Annotated in this window: 13 protein-coding genes and 1 tRNA gene; 10 read left to right on the top strand and 4 right to left on the bottom strand. The window is 66.7% G+C overall.

Annotation, left to right across the window (positions count from 1 at the left end; translation table 11 throughout):
* The first annotated feature begins 47 nt into the window (after positions 1 to 47).
* Positions 48 to 123, top strand: a tRNA-Phe gene (locus tag BM252_RS19970).
* Between the two features lie 278 nt (positions 124 to 401).
* Here the strand turns inward: BM252_RS19970 and BM252_RS19965 are convergent.
* Positions 402 to 1,508, bottom strand: a complete 1,107-nt coding sequence (locus tag BM252_RS19965; protein WP_174900595.1) for an acyltransferase family protein — start codon at positions 1,506 to 1,508, stop codon at positions 402 to 404.
* A gap of 294 nt (positions 1,509 to 1,802) precedes the next feature.
* On the opposite strand from BM252_RS19965, the gene BM252_RS19960 reads away from it, so the two are divergent.
* From BM252_RS19960 to BM252_RS19945, 4 genes are all read left to right on the top strand, one after another.
* Positions 1,803 to 3,254: an alkaline phosphatase gene (locus BM252_RS19960; protein ID WP_093389430.1), complete on the top strand. Its 1,452-nt coding sequence runs from the start codon at positions 1,803 to 1,805 to the stop codon at positions 3,252 to 3,254.
* A gap of 40 nt (positions 3,255 to 3,294) precedes the next feature.
* The gene (locus tag BM252_RS19955; RefSeq protein ID WP_093389429.1) at positions 3,295 to 4,692 is read left to right on the top strand and encodes an alkaline phosphatase; all 1,398 of its coding nucleotides are present in this window, start codon (positions 3,295 to 3,297) and stop codon (positions 4,690 to 4,692) included.
* A 78-nt stretch (positions 4,693 to 4,770) separates the two neighbouring features.
* Positions 4,771 to 5,499 (top strand): hypothetical protein, encoded by a 729-nt coding sequence (locus tag BM252_RS19950; protein ID WP_093389428.1) that lies wholly within the window; start codon positions 4,771 to 4,773, stop codon positions 5,497 to 5,499.
* A gap of 201 nt (positions 5,500 to 5,700) precedes the next feature.
* Positions 5,701 to 8,031, top strand: coding sequence for a methyl-accepting chemotaxis protein (locus tag BM252_RS19945; protein WP_093389427.1), 2,331 nt, complete (start codon positions 5,701 to 5,703; stop codon positions 8,029 to 8,031).
* Positions 8,032 to 8,049: 18 nt separating this feature from the next.
* Here the strand turns inward: BM252_RS19945 and BM252_RS19940 are convergent, their stop codons facing one another.
* A complete protein-coding gene (locus BM252_RS19940) occupies positions 8,050 to 8,718 on the bottom strand; it encodes a DNA-binding protein (RefSeq protein ID WP_093389426.1) in 669 nt (222 codons plus the stop codon).
* Between the two features lie 375 nt (positions 8,719 to 9,093).
* Here BM252_RS19940 and BM252_RS19935 point away from each other — a divergent pair, with 375 nt between their 5' ends.
* On the top strand, positions 9,094 to 9,570 hold the full coding sequence (locus BM252_RS19935; protein ID WP_093389425.1) for a thioesterase family protein: 477 nt from the start codon (positions 9,094 to 9,096) through the stop codon (positions 9,568 to 9,570).
* 22 nt (positions 9,571 to 9,592) lie between these two features.
* Here the strand turns inward: BM252_RS19935 and BM252_RS19930 are convergent, their stop codons facing one another.
* The gene (locus tag BM252_RS19930; RefSeq protein ID WP_093389424.1) at positions 9,593 to 10,057 is read right to left on the bottom strand and encodes a MarR family winged helix-turn-helix transcriptional regulator; all 465 of its coding nucleotides are present in this window, start codon (positions 10,055 to 10,057) and stop codon (positions 9,593 to 9,595) included.
* 327 nt (positions 10,058 to 10,384) lie between these two features.
* Here BM252_RS19930 and BM252_RS19925 point away from each other — a divergent pair, with 327 nt between their 5' ends.
* From BM252_RS19925 to BM252_RS19910, 4 genes are all read left to right on the top strand, one after another.
* Positions 10,385 to 11,449, top strand: a complete 1,065-nt coding sequence (locus tag BM252_RS19925; RefSeq protein ID WP_093389458.1) for a stealth family protein — start codon at positions 10,385 to 10,387, stop codon at positions 11,447 to 11,449.
* A 141-nt stretch (positions 11,450 to 11,590) separates the two neighbouring features.
* Positions 11,591 to 12,280, top strand: coding sequence for a choice-of-anchor E domain-containing protein (locus BM252_RS30340; RefSeq protein ID WP_174900594.1), 690 nt, complete (start codon positions 11,591 to 11,593; stop codon positions 12,278 to 12,280).
* A 200-nt stretch (positions 12,281 to 12,480) separates the two neighbouring features.
* Entirely contained in the window at positions 12,481 to 13,410 is a 930-nt protein-coding gene (locus BM252_RS19915) for a histone deacetylase family protein (protein ID WP_093389422.1), read from the top strand.
* Positions 13,411 to 13,455: 45 nt separating this feature from the next.
* The gene (locus BM252_RS19910) at positions 13,456 to 16,134 is read left to right on the top strand and encodes a bifunctional acetate--CoA ligase family protein/GNAT family N-acetyltransferase (RefSeq protein ID WP_093389421.1); all 2,679 of its coding nucleotides are present in this window, start codon (positions 13,456 to 13,458) and stop codon (positions 16,132 to 16,134) included.
* A 38-nt stretch (positions 16,135 to 16,172) separates the two neighbouring features.
* On the opposite strand, the gene BM252_RS19905 is transcribed toward BM252_RS19910, so the two are convergent.
* On the bottom strand, positions 16,173 to 16,550 hold the full coding sequence (locus BM252_RS19905; RefSeq protein WP_139236635.1) for a hypothetical protein: 378 nt from the start codon (positions 16,548 to 16,550) through the stop codon (positions 16,173 to 16,175).
* Between the last annotated feature and the right edge of the window lie 743 nt (positions 16,551 to 17,293).

Here is a 17,293-nt window from a genome sequence, read left to right as displayed (position 1 = left end):
CGCAGTCCCTTGCAATTTCGTTGCGGCCTGCTATAATTCTGCTCCTTGGCCTGGTAGCTCAGTTGGTAGAGCAGAGGATTGAAAATCCTTGTGTCGGTGGTTCGATTCCGCCCCGGGCCACCAAGAATAAAAACGCTAAAGCCACCCTCGGGTGGCGTTTTTGTTTCTGCAGCCTCCCGCCCGTGGCCGACCCATATCAGCCCCACCCCTCAAGCAAACAAGCCCTGCCTTTTCGTTCAACATTAATATCCGCGACACGCAGAAGTCTGAAGGCGCGAGCAAACCAGACTTTCCCGTGCAGAGAATACTAAAAGCCGCAAGCGAAACGGCTTGTGGCTTTTAGCGCTACCTTGCGTTGACGGCAGGCTCCAAATGAAGCGACTGCGCACGCCAGGCATCCATTACGAGGAGCGCACGCTTCTGCGGGCGAATGCCTCCAGTCGGTCGGACAGCGATTTGACAAATTGCACCACTACCTTTTTCTTGCCAAGTGCCGGCGATTCGACGCCTACCCATGAAACATAGCCAAAAACGCATGCAATCGCCAGCGAAATCAAGAAATTCTCGTGCCAGGCCCGATAATTCGGCAGCAGCTGATAAACGGCTTGCTGGATCACAAAACCATACAAGTAGATGCCATATGAAATGTCACCGGCAAGCAAGAGGAACGTTCGACGGACCTGCAGCAAACCCACGTAAACGGTGACGTAGGCCAGCGCTGGCGACGCTAAGAACTCGGTCTCAGGCTGCTTTAAAAACATCCAGCTTGCCGCCAGCGCAGCGCAGAACAAATAGATGTTGTGAGGAATCTTTGTGCGAAGCAAGTAAAACGCCACGCCCCACAAGAAAGCCAACACTACCGAGCGGCCTGTAGGGCGGCCAGCATAATCCATTTCCCAGAAATGAGAATAATTCATCACGGTCAGCAGTAAGGTCGCCACTATCAGCAAGGCGACAAAAATCCTAGGGCGGCGGTGCAGTGTCAACCAGGAAACCAGCGATATGCCGATGTAGCACTTTAGTTCATAAGGTATCGTCCAAAGTTGAACATTGACCGTGGTTGTCGTATTGGATGCGAATACGCCGGGCAAGTGGTAGCGTATTTCGCCAATAACATTGAGGAAATAACGATGGAAAACCCGGTCTGAAAAGTAGTCGGCCAATGGCAAAGTGGTCAACAGCGTACCGATAATGAGGGCGGAAATGACGACCTCACAGCACAAGGCTGGAAAGATGCGCAGCACGCGCAGCGTCAGGAAAGTCGGCAAATGATCGGTGCGCAGCAGGCTGCCGGCCACAAGGTAACCGCTCAAAGCAAAAAAACTGGGCACAAGGAAATGCAGCATGGGCCTGAGCGGTCCAGAGTAGAACGGAACTTCCGCCGCTGGGCCCATAGTGACCAGAACGGAATGCCAAGCAATGATAGCTATAGACAACACTATGCGGATGTAATCGAAACCTGTGGAACGATGCGAGGCAAGCAGGGACGTCTGCTCTAGGCTAGCCATGTAGAACTCCAGTGATATAAGGAAATGACAGGAAAACACGGACGTAGCCGTGCCCGTCGGATGATAGACGTAACAACATTGCCGCGCGAATAATACCACGCTTGGCATATTTGCAAGCTTCATGCAGAAAGGAGGGCAAGCGGCATGGCGGATTTGCTCTGTCGGCGGTTCGGTTCCGTCCCTCCCCAAAAAAAGCCCGCCCAAGTTAAGACTTTCAGCGCAGCTATCAAGTCATCACCCGGTCACAAGGAATTGCTATGTTGATAGCTTCCCCAACACAGCCGGATTGACAACATGAACCGCAAGTCCCTTTTCATTGCTGGATTGAGCGCCGCCCTGATCGCTGGTTGCAGCAGCGACACCCCGACGGCGGCAAGCCCGACGCCCCCAGTGGCCGCCGCGCCGAAAAACGTCATCTTCTTCCTCGGCGACGGCATGGGCCTGACCACCCTGACCGCCGCGCGCATCTACTCGGTGGGCGAGGACGGCGAACTGACCATCGACACCCTGCCGGAAAGCGCCTTCGTCAAAACCTTCTCGAACGACGCCCAGGTCACCGACAGCGCGCCGTCGATGTCGGCCTACATGACCGGCGTGAAGATGAACAACGAGGTGTTGTCGATGTCGGCCGACACCGTCGCCGTCGACCCGATCGCCGACGCCGCCGGCAACAAGCTGGGCAACAACTGCGGCAGCAAGAACGGCAGCCCGGTCACCACCCTGCTGGAAGTGTCGAAGGCGGCCGGCCTGTCCACCGGCGTGGTCACCACCACCCGCGTCACCCACGCCACGCCGGCGGCGACCTACTCGCACATCTGCCACCGCGACCTGGAAAACGACATCGCCGCGGCCGTCGTGCCGGGCGGCAGCGGCTTCAACAGCGCGCTGGGCAGCACCGGCCTGGACGTCCTGCTGGGCGGCGGCAGCCAGTTCTTCAAGCCGGTCAAGGACGGCGGCAAGCGCGCCGACGGCCGCGACCTGATCGCCGAGATGAAGGCGAAGAACTACGCCTTCGCCAGCAACAGCAGCGAGTTCAACGCCATCGACGGCGCCAAGACCGACAAGCTGCTGGGCCTGTTCACCTCCAGCCACATGAGCTACGACCTGGACCGCGACCCGGCCAAGGAACCGAGCCTGGCCGAGATGACCACCAAGGCGATGGACGTGCTGTCGAAGAACAGCAAGGGCTACTTCCTGATGGTCGAGGGCGGCCGCATCGACCACGCGCTGCATGAAACCACCGCCAAGAAGGCGCTGCAGGACACCGTCGCCTTCGACAACGCCATCAAGGCCGCCATCGCCAAGGCCAAGCTGACCGATCCGGAACTGAAGAACACCACCATCGTGGTCACCGCCGACCACGACCACACGCTGGTGCTCAACGGCTACGCCAAGCGCACCGGCAAGACCGCCAGCGGCAACGCCGGCGTGCTCGGCGTGGTGAAGAACTACGTCACCGGCGCGGTGGAGAAGGACTTGGACGGCGCGCCCTACTCGATCATCGGCTTCGGCAACGGCGAAAACCGCGTCCAGGCCAGCCGCGCCGGCCAGTCCGCGCTGGACGACAGCGTCACCGGCGCCGCCACCTACCACCAGGAGGCGGCGATCCGCGTCAGCGCCGGCAACGAGACCCACGGCGGCACCGACGTCTTCCTCGGCGCCATCGGCAAGGGCTCGGAGAGCTTCCTCGGCACCATCGACAACACCAAGGTGTTCGGTCTGGTGAAAAACGCCGCTGGCCTGTAAGCCACGCTGTCACGCATACTTTAAGAACGGAATTTTGCACATGAAACGTACACTGTTAGCCGCCGCGCTGGCGCTGTCCTTCGCCAACGCCGCCCAGGCCGCCGGCGAAGCCAAGAACATCATCTTCTTCCTCGGCGACGGCATGGGGCCGTCGACCATCACCGCCTCGCGCATCTACAAATACGGCGAGGACGGCAGCCTGGCGATGGACAAGCTGGAGCGCACGGCGCGCGTCAAGACCTACTCGAACGACGCCCAGACCACCGACAGCGCACCGTCGATGGCCGCCTATATGACCGGCGTGAAGATGAACAACGAGGTCATCTCGATGTCGGCCAACACCGTCGCCACCAATCCCGGCAAGGACGCCAACGGCAACCTGGGCGTCAACAACTGCGCCGCCGGCAACGGCAGCACCGCAGTGACCATCCTGGAGCTGGCCAAGGCCAAGGGCAAGGCGGTCGGCTCGATCACCACCACCGAGCTGACCCATGCCACGCCGGCGGCGACCTTCTCGCACATCTGCAACCGCAACGCCCAGTACGCCATCGCCGCCCAGCTGGTTCCGGGCGGCGCCGGCTACAACGCCGCCCTGCTCGACGGCGTCGACGTGTTGATGGGTGGCGGCCGCAACCACTTCACCCCGTTCGACGCCGCCAGCAACAAGACCGGCCGCGCCGACGGCCGCAACCTGCTGACCGAGATGGCGGCCAAGGGCTACGTCGTGGCCGCCAACAAGACGGAAATGAACGCGGCCGCCGCCGGCAAGAAGTTCATCGGCCTGTACAGCAGCAAGAGCCACCTGGAATATGAGCTCGACCGCAGCGCCACGCCGCCGCTGGGCGAGGGCGCAAGCCAGCCCAGCCTGGCCGAGATGACCGTCAAGGCGATGGATTTGCTGGCGCAGAACAAGGACGGCTACTTCCTGATGGTCGAGGGCGGCCGCATCGACCACGCCCTGCACGGCACCAACGCCAAGCGCGCGCTGACCGACACCATCGCCTTCGACGACGCCATCAAGGCGGCGCTGGACAAGGCCAAGCTGAGCGATCCGACCCTGGCCAACACGCTGATCGTGGTCACCGCCGACCACGACCACACGCTGGCCTTCAACGGCTACGCCAAGCGCGGCAATCCTATCCTGGACATCAACCGGGGCTACAAGGACAAGCTGCCGAGCAAGGACGCCGACGGCAACAGCTACACCACCCTGGTGTTCGGCAACGGCCCGAACCGTCCGAACACCCGTGCCAGCCTGGACAGCGCCACCGTCCTGGCCGACAACTATCTGCAGGAAACCGGCGTGCGTCTGGCCAGCGAAACCCACGGCGGCGGCGACGTCAAGCTGTTCGCCACCGGCGCCGGCGCCAAGCCGTTCAAGGGCACGCTGGACAACACCAAGGTGTTCAGCCTGCTCAAGTCGGCCTTCGGCCTGTGATCGACTGATTCGTCGGCTTCGCGCTGATCGTCAAGGGAGCGGACAGGTGTCCGCTCCCGTTTTCATTTAAAGAGCCACATGAAACGCCTCCCCCTGCTCCCCTTACTCATCACAACGCTGTGCCTGGCGGCAAGCGCCCGGGCCGCGCCAGCCGCCGGCACAACCGGCGCGGATCTGGACTTGCGCATCAGCTACTACAGCAAGGTCGTCACGCCCGAGGGCGTGAGCCGTGAAGCGCGCTACGAGGAAACCATGCTGCGCCGCGCCGGCCACGTCTGGACCGCGCGCGTGCTGCCGGCCGGCGCCGAGAAGCACCACGAGCACGCCGCCAAGCCGACGAACCAGGCCGCCGGCCGCGTCGCCGCCGAGCACAAGCATTTCAACCATGTGGTGCTGCCGCGCCACGTGGCGTTGGAAAACGGTCAAGCCCGGGTGGAATTCGTCGACGTCCGCGCCAAGGAGCTGATCGCGATTCCGCCGGCCGAGTTCGGCAACGTCGGTTTCGACGGTTCCTGGGACCACGCCTACTACCTGCTCGACTCGACGCGTCTGAAGGCGATGCCGCTGTCGGCGCGCGTCTCGACGGTGGCCGGCGCGCGCTGGCGCGAGCGCGAGGACAAGGGCTTGTTCGAGCGCGTGCTGTGGGACGACAAGCGGCAGATCCCGCTGGTCATCGAAAGCGGCGACAAGGCGGCGACCTTCTTCAACCGGGTCGACCTGACGGTGCAGGCCGGCACCAGCGGCGCGCTGCCGTGGCAGCGGCTGAAGGGCTATGCGCAGAAGGAGTACTCGGACTTCCTGGACTGAGCGCACGCGCGCGGCATGGAGCGCGCCGCGACGCAACCGGCAACATTACATAGGCAATAATATTCCGTTGCTTTTACACAATACCTAGACGCGGTTTGCGGCGATCTTTGCCGTCAAACCGCGCCACGGCGCCTGGATGGGTGTCAATCATCGAGAGGAAGGAGCAAACTCGATATCGACTACATTTTCGCGAGCGTGAGCATGAAACAATTGGTGGATCGAATCCTCTCCCTGTCCGTCTGGACCCCCGGCTCGCGGCTGATGCGCCGCCTGCGCTTCCCCGGCAAGTTTTCCCTGATCTCCCTCGGCTTCATGGTGCCCCTGCTCTGGCTGCTCTGCGTCTACCACACGGCCGCCATGCAGGATCTGCGCGTCGTGCGCCTGGAGCGCACCGGCCTGCGTTTCGTGCAGCCGCTGTACCAGGCGCGCGAGGCGGCCATCGGCTGGCGCCTGCTGGCCCGCAACGCGGCGCAGGGCGAGGCGGCCGAGGGGCTGGCCGAACGGCGCCAGGCGTTCGAGGCGGCCTACCGGCGCGTCGACGGTTACGCCGCGGCGGCCGACAATCCGCTCGGCGCCACGGCCGAGATGGCGGCGCTGCGCGAGGCCTATCGGGCGGCGCAGGCCGGCTTCGCCTCGGCCGACGAGGCCTACCAGAAGCTGAGCGCGCTCGACCTGGCGCTGGCCCGGCTGGCCGACAACGTGACCGACAGCTCGGGCCTGGCGCTCGACCCGAACCTGGCCACCTACCGCCTGATGAGCGCGACCCTGCTGCACGGCCCGCAGGTGATCCGGCAGATGTCGGAACTGCGCTCGCTGGGGCGCGCCGCCCTGAAGACGGGCAGTATCGACGCACAGCAGGGCGCGCTGCTGCAGCGCCGCCTGGCCGTGGCCGAACACGAGCAGGCGCTGGCGCTGGCCGACCTGGCCCTGGTGGCGCGCGCCGCGCCGGAGCACGCGCAGGTGCGGCGCGGCGAGGTCGAGTCGGCGGTGGCGGCGGTGTTCGCCACGCTGCGCAGCACCTTCCCGCCCGGCCAGAGCGAGCTCGCGGCCGACCGCGCCGCCTTCGGCGCGCAGCTGAACGCGGCCATCGCGCTGCAGTTCGGCGAGGTCGGCCAGAACCTGGCGATACTCGACCGGATGCTGGCCGAGCGCGAGTCGGCGCTGCTGCGCGCCCTCTACAGCACGCTGGCGCTGTGCCTGCTCGGCGTGCTGCTGGCGGCCTACCTGTGCGTCGGCTTCTACCAGTCGATGCTGAGCGGCTTCAAGCGGGTGCGCCACGAGCTGATCGCCATCTCGATGGGCGACCTGCGCGCCGAGATCGACGACGCCGGCCGCGACGAGCTGGCCGGCCTGCTGCGCGAGCTGGGCAACATGCAAAAGGCGCTGCGCGACACCGTGCAGCAGGTGCAGCAGGCCAGCGACCACGTGGTGGCCTCGAGCATCGGCATCGCCCAGGGCACGCGCGAGCTGTCGGCCCGCACCGAATCGGCCGCCTCGGCGCTGGAGCAGTCGTCGGCGGCGCTGGAGCAGACCACCTCGACGGTGCAAATGACCGCCGACGCGGTGCGCCAGGCCTCCGCCATCTCGATCGCCAACGCCGCCACCGCCACCCGCGGCGGCCAGGTGATGCACACCGTGGTGGCGACCATGGAGGGCATCGAGGCCTCGTCGAAGCAGATCGGCGAGATCATCGGGGTGATCGACGGGATCGCCTTCCAGACCAACATCCTGGCCCTGAACGCGGCCGTCGAGGCGGCGCGCGCCGGCGAGCAGGGCCGCGGCTTCGCCGTCGTCGCCACCGAGGTGCGCGCGCTGGCCGGGCGCAGCGCCGACGCGGCGCGCCAGGTCAAGGAGCTGATCACCCGCAGCTCGCGGGAGGTGCGCGCCGGCACCGAGGTGGTGCGCCAGGCCGGCCAGGCGATCGGCGAGATCGTCGAGAACGCGGCGCACATCAAGAGCCTGCTCGACGACGTGGCCAACGGCGCGCGCGAGCAGAGCGCGGGCATCGGCCAGATCGGCGCGGCCGTCGCCGAGCTCGACCGGGACACCCAGGCCAACGCGCTGCTGGTCGAGCAGACCGCCGCCGCCGCCGGCACCCAGCGCGAGGTGGCCGTGCGGCTGGCCGCCCAGGTCGACGAGTTCCGCCTGCCCGGCCAGCGCGCCGCCGCGCTGGTCGAGGGGATCGACGTCGACGGCATCATCGACGCCCACCGCCAGTGGAAGGTCAAGCTGCGCGACGCCATCGAGCAGGGCGGCAGGGTCGACGTCAAGACGCTGGCGCGCGACGACTGCTGCGCGCTGGGCAAATGGATCCACGCCGACGGCCAGCGCCTGCGCGGCCGCGCCAGCTTCACCGCGCTGGTCGAGCAGCACGCGCGCTTCCACCGCGTCGCCGGCCAGGTCGGCGAGCTGATCAACAAGGGCGAGTATGTGCGGGCCGAGCAGGCGCTCGGCCACGGCAGCCCCTTCTCCAGCGCCACCATCGACGTGGTGCGCGTGTTGTCGGCCGCCAAGCGGCTCGGCTTCGAGTAGGCGCGCCGGCGGCGCTAGCTAGGCGCGCGCGCCGCGCCGCTCGGCCTGGGCGGCGTCGAGCTGGGCGCGCAGCTCCTTGATCTCGGCGGCGAAGTTGTCGCGCGCGGTGACGGCGCCGACCAGCTCCATCTCGGCGCTCAGGCGGGCGTCCGACTCGGCCGCCGAGGCCGCCACGTTGCGCTCGATCTGCGCGCGCAGGTCGGCCAACTGGTTGTCCTTGCCGTCGATGGCCAGGCGGTCCTTGGCCTTGCCGACCAGGGCGTCGGTGGCGACGTTGCGGGCGTCGCGCAGCTCGGCGGTCAGGCGGGCGATGCTCTCGCCGCGCTCCTCCAGGGTGGCCAGGGCCTCGTCGCGGGCCGCCATCAGGCTGGCCACCTGCGCCAGCAGCTCCTCGACGTCGCGCTGCGATTGCGCCAGCGCGTCCTGGCTGCCGGCGCCGGAGTCGACGGCGAATTGCCGCGCCCAGCCGCCCAACGCGTCCAGCAGCGCCTCCGGCAGTTCCGGCGTGGCCACTTCCGCCGGCTTGGCGCCGCTGGCGCGCCACGCCGTCAGGTGCTGGTGCACGCTGGCCGGGGCGGCGCCGCCAAGCAAGTCGGAGACGGCCTCGATGGTCACCCGCTCGCCGTCGTTCTGCAGGCTGGTGGCCGCCGCCGCGACCTCGTCGAATGTGACTTCTTGACCTGCCATTGCTGTCTCCGATAGGGCTAGGGTTGTCATTGTTGCCAATTCAATTCATCGGCAGGGAAAGACAACACGATACAGGATGATCTTGCCTATCAACAAGGGGGCTGTGGCGGATGTGGCGCGGCGGACGCCGGCTGTTGTAAGGAGCGCGTGTATTTCACTTTCGCGGCACCTTCCTCATGGGTATCCGGCAAGTCCGGATTCAAGTGCCGCGCAAGAGCCGCCTTGTCAACAGCGCATGCAGATCGCGCCGGGTATCCGCTCGGTCGCCCGATCAGTGTTCGGCAGGCGCGGCTCGCGGCAGTCCGGCACTTGGTTCAATATTGAACTATAATGTTCAATATTGAACCAACCCGCGCATCCCATCGGAGTATCGCCATGAATCTGTTCGTCCGCCTGTTGTATGTGTTGCTCAGCTCCTTCTTCCGCCCCCGCCTGCCGGTCGGCCCGGCCACCAGCGAGCTGTCGCTGCTGACCTTTCCCAACGACCTGGACCTCAACCTGCACGTCAACAACGGCCGCTACCTGACCTTGTGCGACCTGAACCGGGTCGACCTGTTCATCCGCTCCGGCTTGGCGCGCATCATGCTGCAGCGCGGCTGGATGCCGATCATCACCGAGCACACGATGAACTACCGCAAGTCGCTCGGCGTGTTCCAGCGCTTCACCGCCACCTTGCACCTGAGCCATTGGGACGAGCGGCACTTCTACATGACGCACCGCTTCTCGATCAAGGACCGGATCGTCGCCGAGGGCACCTCGAAGGGCGTGTTGAAGGGCCGGCACGGCGTGGTCGCGCCGGCCGATGTGATCGCCGCCCTGCTGGCGGCGCAGGCCGCGGCGCCGGCGAAATAGGCCGCCGCCCGGGCCGGACGGCTCAGGCGCGCCGGCGGTCCGCCTGCAGCAGCGCCTCCAGCTGCGCCGAGGCGCGCTCCATCACCGCGCCCACCACGGCGAGCTCGGCCGGCGAGCTGCCCGCCACCATCGCCGTCACCACCTCCGACTGGACGCGCATGGCGCGCGCCGCCAGGGCCATGCCCTGCTCGGTCAAAAACAGCCGCTTGGCGCGGGCGTCGGCCGGATCGTCCTCGCGCCGCACCCAGTGGCGCGCCTCCATCTGCGTCAACAGCATGCTGACGCCGCTCTTGGTGACGAAGCAGCGCGCCGCCAGTTCGCGCTGGCTCAGGCCGGGCTTGGTCGCCAGCGTGGCCAGCACCTCGAGGTCGCCGATGCGCAGGTCGATCTCGGCCAGGCGCGCGCCGACCACCATCTCGCACAGGTTGTAGGAGCGGATCACGGACAGCCAGGCCTGGGTGCCGTGGGGTGAGGAGGGTTGTTTCATGGCGGCTCAAGAAGTTGGATGGGCGGTGCCGCAGGCGCGGCACACGGTTCTAATTTGAACCAATTTACCACACCGCAACGCCAAGCCGCCCGACATGCTCCTGCTGGCCGGCCGCGCGCACCGCCTGCGCCCCGGGCACAATGGAACGGGACGGCACCTGGCGGAATAGTGGCATGCACCAGCGCGTACCCGGGCGAACAAACTCGCTCGGCAGATCCGCGTCCAGGGCATGCTTGGCCGCCGGGGCGGCGGCCCGCTATCTATCCGGCGCCATCTGGACTAGACTGCGCGTCCCAGCCCTTGTCGCCGCCGGCGCCCGCCCAGACCATGCCGATCCGCCCACCCGCCCCGCCGCGCGCCGCGCGCGCCCCCCTGCCGCCGCCCGCCGACGCCATCGACATCGTCTACCTGTGGGTCGACGGCAGCGATCCGCGCTGGCAGGAGCGGCGCCGCGCCGCCCTGGCGCGCGCCGACGGCAGCGCGCTGCCGGCGCGCCACGGCGACGTGCAGGGCCGCTACCGCGACAACGGCGAGCTGCGCTACAACCTGCGCGCGCTGCAGCGCTTCTTCACCGGCCACGGCCACGTCTACATCGTCACCGACGGCCAGTGCCCGGCCTGGCTGCGGCCCGGCCCCGGCCTGAGCCTGGTCGACCACCGCACGCTGCTGCCGCCTGCGGCGCTGCCGGTGTTCGACTCCGGCCACATCGAGTCGTATCTGCACCACATCCCCGGCCTGGCCGAGCGCTTCCTGTACCTGAACGACGACGTCTTCCTCGGCGCCCCCTTCGACCCGGCCTTGTGGTTCGGCGACGCCGGCGTGGCCGTCTACAAGGAGGAGGCCACGCTGCCCGACTACGACGGCCCGCAGGCGCACGAGAGCGCGCTGGTCAACGCCTCGCTGCTGTCGCGCCGCTGGCTGACACAACGCGACCCGGGCTACCGCCACGTTGCCCGCATCTTCGCCCACTCGCCGCGACCAATGCTGACCAGCGCGCTGCGCCGCCTGGAGGGCGAGGCGGCGGAGTTGTTCGCCCAGGTGCGCAGCACGGTGTTCCGCTCCTGGGCGGTGCCGCCGCTGCTGCCCGACCTGGTGCCGCGCTGGATGCTGCAGACCGGCCTGGCCGTGCTGCGCCGGGCCGACTCGCTGTATGTGTGCAGCGGCGACGCCGACGCCGCCGCGCAGTTCGACGCGCTGGCGGCGCGCTTCGGCGCGCTGCCCTTCTTCTGCATCAACGACACCAGCGACGACGCCGCCGCCGACGCGCCCGAGCTGCTGCGCATCGGCGCCACACTGGCGGCGCTGCTGCCGACGCCGTCGCGCTTCGAGCGGGAGGGCGCCGCGCCGCGTGGCGGCGCGACAACAACGAACAGCGGTTGCGTTGATCAATAACAAAGAGAAAGTAACAAAATTATTTCCAAGACAATTAAGTTGCTCTTAATGAATGTATGCAATATAATAAGTCTCACCTTGCCGACGCGTTTCCGGTCGGCGCATTTAGTTCGTGCATTTATCAGCTTAATTGGAGTTTTTATGAAAAAAATCACCGCAGCCTTGCTTCTGGCAGGTTTGTTCGGCGCCGTGTCGGCACAAGCCAGCGTCGTCGAGTTCAACGCCGCCAAGGCGCTGACCACCACCAACTGGAGCGACACCCTGTCGTTCGGCAAGTTCGACACCAAGCTCGGCACGCTGACCTCGATCAAGTTCGAACTGAACGGCACCGTCGCCGGCAGCGGCCGCGCCGAGAGCCTGGACAGCGCCGCCAGCAACGTCACGCTGACCCTGGGTTCGCTGCTGACGCTGCAACGCCCGGACGGTTCGACCCTGGTGGTGGCTAATCCGGTGTTCTCGACCGGCTACAACTTCAGCGCCTTCGACGGCGGCATCGACTTCGCCGGCACCTCCGGCGCCTCCACCGGCCAAGTGTCGAACAGCGGCTCGAACGCCTTCACCTCGTTCAGCGCCAACGACTTCGCGGCGTTCTCGGCGGCCGGCGGCGGCAACATCGACCTGAACCTGCGGGCCGACGGCGCCTCCACCGGCTCCGGCTCGGGCAACCTGATCACCCAGTTCAACACCGCCGCCGCCGGCGACGTCAAAGTGGTCTACGAGTACACCGCCGCCGCGCCGGTGCCAGAACCGGAAACCTACGGCATGCTGCTGCTGGGCATGGGCGTGCTGGGCCTGGCGCGTCGCCGCGCCAACAAAAACAAGGCGGCGTAACACCCCGGCGCCGGCCGCAGGCCGGCGCCTCCGCCCCGAAAGCCATCCCGCGCAAGCAGGATGGCTTTTTTGATTTGGATCAACGAATTATTTGATCTATCTCACTACACTGAAACACGCTATATTGGTTTCACCCACGACCACGGCCGGCCCGGCGCCGCGTGTGCCCGCAACGCAACCCCCACCGGTCCCGCCCCACGATGCTGCCAGCCTATATCTCCCACCCCGACTGCCTGAAACACACCATGGGCGAGCAACACCCCGAGTCGCCCGAGCGCATCGGCGCGATCAACGACATGTTGCTGATCAAGGGCCTGCTCGACTTCATGCAGCCCTTCGACGCCCCGCTGGCGAGCGAGAAGCAACTGGCCCAGGCCCATTCCCTCCTGCACATCCACACCATGGCCGCCCTCTCGCCGGTCGACGGCTCGGTGCAGGTCGACCCCGACACCAGCATGAACCCGCACACCTACCGGGCGGCCCTGCGCGCCGCCGGCGCCGCCGTGCTGGCGGTCGACCTGGTGCTGGGCAAGGGCGCCGGCAGCGCCTTCTGCAACGTGCGCCCGCCCGGCCACCACGCCGAGCACAACGCCGCCGGCGGCTTCTGCTTCTTCAACAACGTCGCCGTCGGCATCCGCCACGCCCTCAACGTGCACGGCCTGGAGCGGGTCGCGCTGGTCGACTTCGACGTCCACCACGGCAACGGCAGCGAGGACATCCTGCACGGCGACGAGCGCGTGCTGATGTGCTCCATCTTCGAGGACAAGATCTACCCCTTCTGCGGCAACCAGCCGCGCGGTCCGAACATGCTCAACGTGGCGCTGCCGGCCCGCTCCGGCGGCGACGTGATGCGCGCCGCCGTCAGCGCGCAGTGGCTGCCGGCGCTGGAGCGCTTCCGGCCGCAGCTGATCGTCGTCTCGGCCGGCTTCGACGGCCACCGCGACGACGACATGGGCAACCTCGGCCTGGTCGAGGCCGACTACGCCTGGCTCACCAAGCAGATCGTCGCCGTCGCCCAGCGCCACTGCCAGGGCCGCATCGTCTCCTGCCTGGAGGGCGGCTACGAGCTGTCCTCGCTGGCGCGCAGCGCCGCCGCCCACGTCAAGGTTTTGCTGGGACTGGACGACTAGCATCCAGCCGCCTCCCCGGCCCACATTTTTTTAAGCGATACGACGATGGAAACCCACTACCTCAGCCCCCTGTTCTCCCCCAAGTCGATGGTGGTCTTCGCCGGCAAGGCCGACGCGCCCGACGGCCAGACCGGCTACGGCCGCAGCATCCGCGCCCAGCTGGAACAGGGCGGCTTCGCCGGCCCGGTGACCTTCCTCGACGTCGGCATGAGCGGCACCCTGGCCGACCTGGCGCAGTCGCGCGCCGACCTGGCCATCATCGCCCTGCCCAACGAGGAGCTGGCCTTCGCGCTGGAGGTGGCCGGCCGCATCCAGTGCCGCGCCGCGCTGGTCATCTCGGCCGGCGTGCCGGCGGCGCTGGCCAGGGAGCTGCACGCCATCGCCCGCAAGCACGACATCCACCTGCTCGGACCGAACTGCCTGGGCTACCAGCGGCCGCGCCTGAACATCAACGCCAGCGTGGCCGGCCCGCTGGCCCAACCGGGCAGCCTGGCGCTGATCTCGCAGTCGGGCGCCCTGACCAGCGCCATCCTCGACTGGGGCAGCAAGAACGCGGTGGGCTTCTCCACCGTCGTCTCGCTCGGTCCCAACACGGCGGTCGACCTGGCGCAGACGCTGGACTTCCTCGCCACCGACCCGGCCACGCAGAGCATCGTCATCTACATGGAGGGGCTGACCGACGCGCGCCGCTTCATGTCGGCGCTGCGCGGCGCCGCCAACACCAAGCCGGTGGTGGTGCTCAAGGGCGGCAACGCGGCGGCCTCCTCGCAGGCCGCGCTGACCCACTCCGGCGCCATCGTCGCCAGCGACGAGGTGTTCGACGCCGCGCTGCGCCGCACCGGCGCGGTGCGCGTGAAGTCCTTCGTGCAGCTGTTCTCGGCCGCCAAATGCCTGGCCTCGCGCTACCGCCCGGTCGGCCCGCGGCTGGCCATCGTCACCAACGGCGGCGGCCCCGGCGTGCTGGCGGCCGACTGGATCGGCGAGCTGGGCCTGCAACTGGCCCACCTGTCCGAGGCCGGCGCGCAGGCGCTGGCGCCGCTGCTGCCGGCCCAGGCCACCCTGGCCAACCTGCTCGACCTGTCCGAGGAGGCCGGCCCGGAGCACTTCTGCGCCGCCATCCAGGCCTGCGCCCGCGACGCCCAGATCGACGGCATCCTGGTGATCTACTCGCCCAAGCTGGGCGGCGACCCGGCCGCCGTGGCCGAGGCGGTCAGCGCCCTCAACGCCGGCCTGGGCAAGCCGCTGCTGACCTGCTGGATGGGCGACGAGAGGGTCGGCGAGGCGCGCCGCATCATCAACGGCGCCGGCCTGGCCACCTTCCGCACGCCGGAGGCGGCGGTCGACGGCTTCAGCAACATCGCCTCGTTCTACCAGAACCAGCAGCTGCTGCACCAGACCCCGCCGCCGCTGTCGCAGCTGGCCCAGCCCGACCTGGACGGCGCCCGCCTGCTGATCGAGAGCGTGCTGGCCGAGCGGCGCAAGGTGCTCACCGAGATGGAGTCGAAGGCGCTGCTGGCGGCCTTCCACATCCCGATCACCCAGACCATCCTGGCGCGCAGCGCCAACGAGGCGATCCTGATCGCCAGCCAGCTGGGCTACCCGGTGGCGCTGAAGATCGACTCGCCCGACATCTCGCACAAGTCCGACGTGCAGGGCGTGGTGCTCAACGTGCTCAACGCCGCCGCCGTGCGCGACGTCTACGCCGACATGATGGCCACCGTGCGCCGGCTCGAGCCGGAGGCGCGCATCAACGGCGTGACGATCCAGAGGATGGCCGGCAAGCGCAACGGCCGCGAGCTCTACATCGGCGTCGTCACCGACCACCTGTTCGGCCCGGCCATCAGCTTCGGCGCCGGCGGCACCATGATCGAGTTGATCAACGACCGCGCCATCGAGCTGCCGCCGCTCAACCTGTTCCTGGCGCAGCGCCTGATCGGCCGGGTGCGCTCGGCCGACACGCTGGGCGAGTGGCGCGGCGCGCCGCCGGCGCACCGCGAGGCGGTCGAGCACATGCTGCTGCGCGTGTCGGAGATGGTGTGCGGCCTGCCGCAGCTGCGCGAGATGGACATCAACCCCTTGATCGTCGACGAGCACGGCGCGCTGGTGGTCGACGCCCGCATCGTGATCGACGCGGCGCCGCCCTCGGCCGACGTGTACGACCACCTGGCGATCCTGCCCTACCCGTCGAACTACACGCAGGACTGGCCGATGCGCGGCGGCGGCCAGTACACGCTGCGCCCGGTGCAGCCGGACGACGCCTGCATGCTGCAGGACTTCGTGCGCGGCCTGTCGGAGAAGTCGCGCTACTACCGCTTCGCCTCCTCGCTGCGCGAGCTGTCGGTGCCGATGCTGGCGCGCTACACGCTGATCGACTACGACCGCGAGATGGCGCTGGTGGCGCTGCAGACGGTGCGCGCGCCGGGGCCGGACGGCGACTTCGTCGAGACGTCCCACATCATCGGCGTGTCGCGCTACATCGCCAACCCGGACCGCAGCAGCTGCGAGTTCTCGCTGGTGGTGGACGACCGCTTCAGCGGCCAGGGCCTGGGCACGCGGCTGATGCTGGCGATCATGGACGTGGCGCGCGACAAGGGCCTGAGCCAGATCGACGGCCTGGTGCTGGTCAAGAACAGCGGCATGCTCAAGCTGATGGCCAGCCTGGGCTTCCACATCGAGTCCTACGAGGAGGACCCGGACTTCCGCATGTGCAGCAAGGCGCTGTGACGGCGGCGCGGGCCGGCGTTTTTCAAGACGCGGTGAACCTAGACTTGGGCGAGGAATAGTTCGCGGTCGAGGTGACCGCCGATTTCCGAAGGTGTCATGCCGAACAGCTTGACGAAATCCGACGGCCCGAGAATCGCCTCGCATTGCAGCGCGATCGCTACGTGGACCTTGTTTACTTCGTCCACGTAGCGATCGCGTTCGATTTCGCGGGAATCCAACTCCCGGTACAAGCTGGCCTGAGCCTCACGCAAAGCGAGCTGCAAGGATTCCACTTGTGCCAACTTTTCTCGGTCAAAACGCGGTCCAAGATAGGCGTCTGCCATCGCCATGAATTCTTCATGCCGCACGTCCATAGCATTGCCTCCTTCGCCGCCAAGCCCATGTATGGCAGCAATCCGCAGATCGAAAATCTCCAAGGTCCTCATTTAATATACTCCAACTTCATGGGTGGGAGTGCCCGAAGCACGCGACGAGCTCCGGCCAGGGATGGTGCGTCGGGGAGTAATTTACAAGGGTTACAGAATCCGTCCCATAGGTTCCGTAGGTGAAAATCGACCACCGATACCCGCGCGCCGCAGAGACCGTTTGGCCAGAAGGGTAAAGTATCCTATTGGCGGTCTGATGGCATACTCCTGTCACGCCATAGACGATCCCGGCGCGGCACTCCGGGTTGGATAAACAATCCGCTCTATCTACATTTCCAACCCCGCTGCAAATCTGCGCGCCACCGCCGCTGCGGCCAAAGCAAGGCCAAACATGGCCCGCACTACTGGTGACGTAAGTGTGATCGGCTGGCAATAGGGCCATCTTGATGCTGTGCCCCGTCAATATTCCTTGCGCCATGGCTCAATCCTCAGTTTTACTGTCCGGCCCCCAACGTCGCATGGAATATCGGCCGCAACACTGGCCGTGGCGGCGGCGCTGGCCGGCATACTTCCATACGAGCAGATTCGTCAAAAGCATGCAAACAAATTCGGCAACCACAATCAGAGACGCTATCATTGTCGATGAAGAGCGCAAAACTAGCTGTCCCGGGGGACCATAGCTAGCGGCGGAACACCATCGATGCCACGGAATTTATGTCGTGTGAGACCTCTCCCCCTGCGCTGCACAGGGTCAGCAACAAGCAAGGTACAAGGCGAGGTCTCCTCGCCTTTAC

Origin of the sequence: Rugamonas rubra (assembly GCF_900114705.1) — a bacterium.
GTDB classification, from domain to species: Bacteria; Pseudomonadota; Gammaproteobacteria; order Burkholderiales; family Burkholderiaceae_D; genus Rugamonas; species Rugamonas rubra.
This window is presented reverse-complemented; position numbering and strand designations above follow the sequence as displayed.

What these genes read in the sequence shown, in the direction of transcription:
- BM252_RS19965 (WP_174900595.1), bottom strand. Translation starts at nt 1,508, where the DNA reads ATGGCTAGCCTAGAGCAGACGTCCCTGCTTGCCTCGCATCGTTCCACA.
- BM252_RS19960 (WP_093389430.1), top strand. Translation starts at nt 1,803, where the DNA reads ATGAACCGCAAGTCCCTTTTCATTGCTGGATTGAGCGCCGCCCTGATC.
- BM252_RS19955 (WP_093389429.1), top strand. Translation starts at nt 3,295, where the DNA reads ATGAAACGTACACTGTTAGCCGCCGCGCTGGCGCTGTCCTTCGCCAAC.
- BM252_RS19950 (WP_093389428.1), top strand. Translation starts at nt 4,771, where the DNA reads ATGAAACGCCTCCCCCTGCTCCCCTTACTCATCACAACGCTGTGCCTG.
- BM252_RS19945 (WP_093389427.1), top strand. Translation starts at nt 5,701, where the DNA reads ATGAAACAATTGGTGGATCGAATCCTCTCCCTGTCCGTCTGGACCCCC.
- BM252_RS19940 (WP_093389426.1), bottom strand. Translation starts at nt 8,718, where the DNA reads ATGGCAGGTCAAGAAGTCACATTCGACGAGGTCGCGGCGGCGGCCACC.
- BM252_RS19935 (WP_093389425.1), top strand. Translation starts at nt 9,094, where the DNA reads ATGAATCTGTTCGTCCGCCTGTTGTATGTGTTGCTCAGCTCCTTCTTC.
- BM252_RS19930 (WP_093389424.1), bottom strand. Translation starts at nt 10,057, where the DNA reads ATGAAACAACCCTCCTCACCCCACGGCACCCAGGCCTGGCTGTCCGTG.
- BM252_RS19925 (WP_093389458.1), top strand. Translation starts at nt 10,385, where the DNA reads ATGCCGATCCGCCCACCCGCCCCGCCGCGCGCCGCGCGCGCCCCCCTG.
- BM252_RS30340 (WP_174900594.1), top strand. Translation starts at nt 11,591, where the DNA reads ATGAAAAAAATCACCGCAGCCTTGCTTCTGGCAGGTTTGTTCGGCGCC.
- BM252_RS19915 (WP_093389422.1), top strand. Translation starts at nt 12,481, where the DNA reads ATGCTGCCAGCCTATATCTCCCACCCCGACTGCCTGAAACACACCATG.
- BM252_RS19910 (WP_093389421.1), top strand. Translation starts at nt 13,456, where the DNA reads ATGGAAACCCACTACCTCAGCCCCCTGTTCTCCCCCAAGTCGATGGTG.